Annotated in this window: 4 protein-coding genes and 1 tRNA gene; all 5 read right to left on the minus strand. The window is 71.0% G+C overall.

What is annotated here, in order from left to right; all coding sequences use genetic code 11:
- Positions 1-65: 65 nt before the first annotated feature.
- The 5 genes from ACFVHV_RS16755 to ACFVHV_RS16775 all read right to left on the minus strand — a co-directional run bounded on the left by ACFVHV_RS16755 (position 66) and on the right by ACFVHV_RS16775 (position 7,015).
- Positions 66-746, minus strand: coding sequence for a response regulator (locus ACFVHV_RS16755; RefSeq protein ID WP_380351773.1), 681 nt, complete (start codon positions 744-746; stop codon positions 66-68).
- Positions 743-1,930 carry a histidine kinase gene (locus ACFVHV_RS16760; protein ID WP_359897537.1) on the minus strand — a complete coding sequence of 396 codons (1,188 nt, stop codon included), beginning with the start codon at positions 1,928-1,930 and terminating at the stop codon, positions 743-745. The genes ACFVHV_RS16755 and ACFVHV_RS16760 overlap by 4 nt, the downstream gene beginning before the upstream one ends.
- Before the next feature lie 82 nt (positions 1,931-2,012).
- Complete coding sequence (locus ACFVHV_RS16765; RefSeq protein ID WP_359897538.1) at positions 2,013-2,687, minus strand: DUF4097 family beta strand repeat-containing protein; 675 nt, start codon at positions 2,685-2,687, stop codon at positions 2,013-2,015.
- Positions 2,688-2,859: 172 nt separating this feature from the next.
- Positions 2,860-2,933 (minus strand) — tRNA-Met (locus ACFVHV_RS16770).
- Positions 2,934-3,121: 188 nt separating this feature from the next.
- The gene (locus ACFVHV_RS16775; RefSeq protein ID WP_359897539.1) at positions 3,122-7,015 is read right to left on the minus strand and encodes a DNA-directed RNA polymerase subunit beta'; all 3,894 of its coding nucleotides are present in this window, start codon (positions 7,013-7,015) and stop codon (positions 3,122-3,124) included.
- Positions 7,016-7,189 lie beyond the last annotated feature (174 nt).

Genomic DNA, 7,189 nt, shown 5'->3' on the forward strand with positions numbered 1-7,189 from the left:
CGGGGCCCTCGTCCCGGATCCCCCGCACCGGCGAACCGGCCGCCTCCCCCGCACGGGGGAGCCCGTCAGGACTCCCCCGCCACCACCGCCCCGGCCTCGTACGCGAACACCACCGCGTGCACCCGGTCCCGCAGCCCGAGCTTGCTCAGCACATTGCTGACGTGCGTCTTCACCGTGTGCTCGCTGACCACCAGCTCGGCCGCGATCTCGGCGTTGGACAGCCCGCGCGCGATCAGCCGCAGCGTCTCCCGCTCGCGCAGGGTCAGCTGCTCCAGCAGCCGCGACGGCGGTCGCACCGCCCGCTCCGGCGCCCCCGGCCGACGGGCCGCGAACTCGCCGATCAGCCGCCTGGTCACCGACGGCGCGAGCAGCGCCTCCCCCGAGGCGACCATCCGCACCCCGTGCGCCAGGTCGTCCCGCCGGACGTCCTTGAGCAGGAAGCCGCTGGCACCCGCGTACAGCGCGTCGAAGACGTAGTCGTCGATGTCGAAGGTGGTCAGCATGATCACCTTGGTCGACGGGAACTCGGCGCACACCCGGCGGGCCGCCTCCAGCCCGTCCATCACCGGCATCCGGACGTCCAGCAGCAGCACGTCCGGACCGTGCGCGCGCACCGCCTCGATCGCCTCGGCACCGTCGCACGCCTCGGCCACCACCTCGATGTCCGGCTGCGCGTCCAGGATCATCCCGAACCCGGCCCGCACCAGCTCCTGGTCGTCCGCGACGACCACCCGGATCGGCGTCATTCGTCCACCCTCTCCACCACCCCGCCGGTGCCCAGCGGCAGCCGGGCCCTCACCAGGAAACCCCTGCCCTCCGGCCCCGGCCCGGCCTCGGCCAGCCCGCCGCAGGCCGCCGCCCGCTCCCGGATGCCGACCAGCCCGCGGCCGCCGGACCAGCCGACCACCGCACGGCCGGCCGCGGCCGGCACCCCGCGTCCGTTGTCCGAGACCACCACCTCCAGCACCTCCCCGGCCCGCCGCACCCGGACCGCGACCCGGTCCGCCCCGGCGTGCTTGACCGTGTTGGTCAGCGCCTCCTGCACGATCCGGTACGCCGCCGTCTCCACGTCGGCCGGCAGCGGACCCTCCTGCCCGGGAAGTTCGAGATCCACCCGCGGCCCCGCCGCGCGCACCCGGTCGGCCACCGCGGCGAGTTCGGCCAGCCGGGGCTGCGGCGCCAGCTGCCGGCCCGCCTCCGGATCCTTCAGCACCCCCAGCACGCGCCGCAGCTGGACCATCGCGTCCCGGCCCGCGTCGGCGATGGTGTCGAACGCGCGGACGGCCCGGTCCGGATCGCTGCGCACCACCACCGGCCCGGCCTCGGCCTGGATCACCATCAGCGAGACGGCGTGGGCCAGGATGTCGTGCATCTCCCGGGCGATCCGGGCCCGCTCCTCCGCCACCGCCCGGGCCGCGTCGCTCGCCGCCCGTTCGCCGGCGTCCCGGGCCCGCTCCGCCTGCACCCGGGCCAGCTGCCGCTGGGCGCGCACCAGCGAACCGAACACGAAGGTGCCGACGGAGGTGACCAGGCTGAACAGCGCGCCGTTCGGCGAGTGGGTGCCCAGCACGTTGCCGGCCACCACCACCGCCAGCACGCTCCACCGCACCCGCTCCGAGGACCGTTCCGCCACCGTGTAGAGGGCGACCACCCCGGAGAGCGGCACCTGGGGGTTGGCCGAGTGCGCCACCACCGAGATCACCAGCGACGGCGCCGTCGCCAGCGCCAGCACCGTCAGCGGCCTCAGGCGCCGCCAGGGCAGCGGCAGCGCGGTCGCCACCGCGAGCAGGTGGATCCACCACGGGCGCACCGTGGTGTCCTGGGACACCGCCCAGAGCGCGACCCCGGCCGCCGCCACCGCCAGCAGCGAGTCCGGCAGGTACGGGCCGAACCCGTCCACCCGGCCGCGCAGGCGCACCGCACGCTCCACCCCGGTCCCTCCCCCGTAGCCGGGGACGCCGCCCCCGCGCAGGAGATCATGCCCTACCGGCAGCGCCTGCGGAACGCCCAGGTCAGCCACCGCTGACCGTCACTCCGCCGGTCTCCGCCCGGGCGCTGATGCTGCGCGCCGCGCCCGGCTGCGAGGGGATGCCCAGGTCCACCGCGCCGGCCGAGGCCCGGGCGTCCACCGCGTACGCCTCCCCGGCCGGCACCCGCAGCCGCACCCCGCCGTTGGTGGTGCTCGCCTCGACCTTCGACGGCGCCGCGGCGAAGTCGGCCCGCACCCCGCCGTTCACCGTGGTCAGCCGCACCCGCGGGGCCCGCAGCCCGTCGGCCTCGACCCCGCCGTTGGTCACCTCGGCGTCCACCTCGCCGGCCAGCCCGGACAGCTTGACGCCGCCGTTGCCCTCCTTCACCCGCACCCTGGTCCCGGCGGGCACCTGCACGGTGTACCCGATCCCGCAGGAGCCGCAGTCGTACGTCAGCCTCAGCACGCCGTCCGTCACCTCGTGGGTGCTCTTCGGCGCGTCCCCCCGGTAGTCCTGCTTCTCGACCACGTGCACGGCGTCACCGCCCCCGTGCACCACCACCCCGCCGTCGGCCCCCTCCACGACGAGCTCCCGGACCGGCCCCGCCACCCCGTAGCTCACCGTCCGGTGCTCCGCGTCGTCCCCGAACGGCAGGCAGGCCGACATCCCGACCAGCACCCCCGCCGTGATCGCCACCGCGCCCAGCACCCGCTTCATCCCCGGCTCCTTCGAAAGCCCGTCGACCGACACCGGGAACCCTCCCTCGGCGGCCGCCCCGACCGCCTCCCCCGCCGGAGCGGTTCCCGCCCCTCCCCCGTGCGACGGAGCCGTCCGGCCCGGGGAATGCCGAAGGGCCCGGAGGCTTGATGCCTCCGGGCCCTTCTCTTTGTAGCGGGGACAGGATTTGAACCTGCGACCTCTGGGTTATGAGCCCAGCGAGCTACCGAGCTGCTCCACCCCGCGTCGGTAAACATGACTCTACGCGACTTCGGCCGAATGACCTAATCGGCTTCCGTCCGTGCCCCGAACGGCCCCGCCGGCCGGGCCTCCCCCACGCTCCCCAGCGGCCCCTGACGGCCCCTGGAGCCCCCGGGAACGCCGCAGGGCGGCCACCCCGTGGGGTGACCGCCCTGCGATCGGTGCTGCGCGACTCAGCCGGTGTACGGGCCGTAGTCGTAGTCGTCCAGCGGAACCGCCTGGCCGGAGCCGGCGCCGAAGGGCGACAGGTCGTAGTCGTCGTAGCCGACGGCCGAGTACATCGCGGCCTTGGCCTCCTCGGTCGGCTCGACCCGGATGTTGCGGTAACGGGGCAGGCCCGTACCGGCCGGGATGAGCTTACCGAGGATGACGTTCTCCTTGAGGCCCAGCAGCGGGTCCGACTTGGCGTGGATCGCCGCGTCGGTGAGGACCCGGGTCGTCTCCTGGAAGGAGGCGGCCGACAGCCAGGACTCGGTGGCCAGCGAGGCCTTGGTGATACCCATCAGCTGCGGACGGCCGGAGGCGGGGTGACCGCCCTCGGCGACGACGCGGCGGTTCTCCTGCTCGAAGCGGCCGCGCTCGACCAGCTCGCCGGGCAGCAGCTCGGCGTCGCCCGACTCGATGATCGTCACGCGGCGGAGCATCTGCCGGATGATGATCTCGATGTGCTTGTCGTGGATCGACACACCCTGCGAGTTGTAGACCTTCTGGACCTCGGCGACCAGGTGGACCTGGACGGCACGCTGGCCCATGATGCGCAGGACGTCGTGCGGGTTGGTGGCACCCATGGTCAGCTTCTGGCCGACCTCGACCGCCTCGCCCTCGCTGACGAGCAGCTTCACACGCTTCGAGACCGGGTAGGCGATCTCGTCGGTGCCGTCGTCCGGCGTGACGACCAGCTTGCGGGTCTTCTCGGTGTCCTCGATGCGGACCCGGCCCTGCGCCTCCGAGATCGGAGCCACACCCTTCGGGGTACGGGCCTCGAAGAGCTCGACGACACGCGGCAGACCCTGGGTGATGTCGTCACCGGCCACACCACCGGTGTGGAAGGTACGCATGGTCAGCTGGGTACCGGGCTCACCGATGGACTGGGCGGCGATGATGCCGACCGCCTCACCGATGTCGACCAGCTTGCCGGTGGCCAGCGAGCGCCCGTAGCACATGGCACAGGTGCCGACGGCCGACTCACAGGTCAGGATCGAGCGGGTCTTGACCTCGCCGATGCCGTGGCGGATCAGCTCGTCGATCAGGACGTCGCCGAGGTCGGTGTTGGCGGTGGCAAGGAGCTTGCCGTCCACCGTGATGTCCTCGGCGAGCATGCGGGCGTAGACGCTGGTCTCGACGTCGTCGGCCTTGCGCAGCACGCCGTCCGCACCCACGGAGCCGATCGCCAGCTTCAGGCCGCGCTCGGTGCCGCAGTCCTCCTCGCGAATGATGACGTCCTGGGAGACGTCGACCAGACGACGGGTGAGGTAACCGGAGTCGGCGGTACGGAGGGCGGTGTCGGCCAGACCCTTACGGGCACCGTGGGTGGAGATGAAGTACTCCAGCACGGACAGACCCTCACGGAACGACGCCTTGATGGGTCGCGGGATGGTCTCGTTCTTGGCGTTCGACACCAGACCACGCATACCGGCGATCTGGCGCATCTGCATCATGTTTCCACGAGCACCCGAGTCGACCATCATGAAGATGGGGTTCGTCTTCGGGAAGTTCTCGTTCATGGCCTCGGCGACCTCGTTGGTCGCCTGGGTCCAGATGCCGATGAGCTCCTGCTTGCGCTCGTCGTTGGTGATCAGGCCGCGCTCGTACTGACGCTGGACCTTCTCCGCCTTCGCCTCGTAGCCCTCGAGGATCTGGGGCTTGTTCGGCGGGACGACGACGTCGGAGATCGAGACGGTGACACCCGAGCGGGTCGACCAGTGGAAGCCGGACGCCTTCAGGTTGTCCAGGGTCGCCGCGACGACGACCTTGGGGTAGCGCTCCGCCAGGTCGTTGACGATCGCGGAGAGCTGCTTCTTGCCCACCTCGTAGTCGACGAACGGGTAGTCCTCGGGCAGCAGCTCGTTGAAGAGCGCGCGGCCCAGGGTGGTGGTCAGGCGGAAGGGCTCGCCGTCGAACCAGCTCGACTGGCCGTCCTCGTCCACCGGGGCGGTCCAGCCGCGCGGCGGGACGGTGCCGGCCGGCAGGCGCAGCTCGATCGGGGCCTGGACGTCCAGGTCGCGGGCGTCGAAGGCCATGATCGCCTCGGCGGTCGACGAGAAGGTGCGGCCGGCGCCCTTCACGTTCTCGCGGTCCGAGGTCAGGAAGAACAGACCGAGCACCATGTCCTGGGTCGGCATGGTGACGGGGCGACCGTCGGCCGGCTTCAGGATGTTGTTCGAGGACAGCATCAGGATGCGGGCCTCGGCCTGCGCCTCCGCGGAGAGCGGCAGGTGGACGGCCATCTGGTCACCGTCGAAGTCCGCGTTGAACGCGGTGCAGACGAGCGGGTGGATCTGGATGGCCTTGCCCTCGACCAGCTGCGGCTCGAAGGCCTGGATGCCGAGGCGGTGCAGGGTGGGCGCACGGTTCAGCAGCACCGGGTGCTCGGCGATGACCTCTTCGAGCACGTCCCACACGACCGGGCGGGCACGCTCGACCATGCGCTTGGCCGACTTGATGTTCTGCGCGTGGTTCAGGTCGACCAGGCGCTTCATCACGAACGGCTTGAAGAGCTCCAGCGCCATGGCCTTCGGCAGACCGCACTGGTGCAGCTTGAGCTGCGGGCCGACGACGATGACCGAACGGGCCGAGTAGTCGACTCGCTTGCCGAGCAGGTTCTGACGGAAACGACCCTGCTTGCCCTTCAGCATGTCGCTGAGGGACTTCAGCGGGCGGTTGCCGGGGCCCGTGACCGGGCGACCACGACGGCCGTTGTCGAACAGCGCGTCGACGGCCTCCTGGAGCATGCGCTTCTCGTTGTTCACGATGATCTCGGGGGCACCGAGGTCGAGAAGGCGCTTCAGGCGGTTGTTGCGGTTGATCACGCGGCGGTACAGGTCGTTCAGGTCGGAGGTCGCGAAGCGGCCACCGTCCAGCTGCACCATCGGACGCAGGTCCGGCGGGATGACCGGGACGCAGTCCAGCACCATGCCGTTGGGCTTGTTGGTGGTCTGCAGGAACGCGGAGACGACCTTGAGGCGCTTGAGCGCACGGGTCTTCTTCTGGCCCTTGCCGGTGCGGATGATCTCGCGCAGGCGCTCGGACTCCTCCGCCAGGTCGAAGGTCTCCAGGCGGTCCTTGAGGGCCGCCGCGCCCATCGAGCCGGAGAAGTAGGTGCCGAAGCGGTCGCGCAGCTCGCGGTAGAGCAGCTCGTCGCCCTCGAGGTCCTGGACCTTGAGGTTCTTGAAGCGGGCCCACACCTCGTCGAGGCGGTCGAGCTCGCGCTGCGCGCGGTCGCGCAGCTGCTTCATCTCGCGCTCGGCGCCCTCGCGCACCTTGCGGCGCACGTCGGCCTTGGCGCCCTCGGCCTCCAGCTCGGCCAGGTCGGTCTCGGCCTTCTTGGCGCGGGCCTCGAGGTCCGAGTCGCGGCGGTTCTCGATCTGCTGGCGCTCGACCGAGACGTGCGCCTCCAGGGACGGGAGGTCGCGCTGGCGGCGCTCGTCGTCGACCCAGGTGATCATGTAGGCGGCGAAGTAGATGACCTTCTCGAGGTCCTTCGGCGCCAGGTCGAGCAGGTAGCCCAGGCGGGACGGCACGCCCTTGAAGTACCAGATGTGGGTGACCGGGGCGGCCAGCTCGATGTGGCCCATCCGCTCGCGGCGCACCTTGGCGCGGGTCACCTCGACGCCGCAGCGCTCGCAGATGATGCCCTTGAAGCGGACGCGCTTGTACTTACCGCAGTAGCACTCCCAGTCCCGGGTGGGGCCGAAGATCTTCTCGCAGAAGAGCCCGTCCTTTTCCGGCTTCAGGGTGCGGTAGTTGATGGTCTCCGGCTTCTTGACCTCGCCGTGCGACCACTGGCGGATGTCGTCGGCGGTGGCCAGGCCGATGCGGAGCTCGTCGAAGAAGTTGACGTCAAGCACTGGTCGTCAAGCCCTCTTTCGTAAGTCGAGAGTCGTTCATGTGGTCTGAGGGGGGCCTGGGGGCGGGGGGGGGGCCCCCCCGGGCCCGCCCCCCCCCCCCACAAAAAAAAAAAAAACAAACAAACACACCACCCCCCACCACATAAGACCAAACACAGCACCCCCCACAACCAA

It is taken from the genome of Kitasatospora sp. NPDC127116, from assembly GCF_042677365.1.
GTDB lineage: Bacteria > Actinomycetota > Actinomycetes > Streptomycetales > Streptomycetaceae > Kitasatospora > Kitasatospora lactacystinica.

Excerpts from the sequence above, each read along its gene's own strand:
- ACFVHV_RS16765 (WP_359897538.1), bottom strand. The coding sequence starts at position 2,687 with ATGAAGCGGGTGCTGGGCGCGGTGGCGATCACGGCGGGGGTGCTGGTC.
- ACFVHV_RS16755 (WP_380351773.1), bottom strand. The coding sequence starts at position 746 with ATGACGCCGATCCGGGTGGTCGTCGCGGACGACCAGGAGCTGGTGCGG.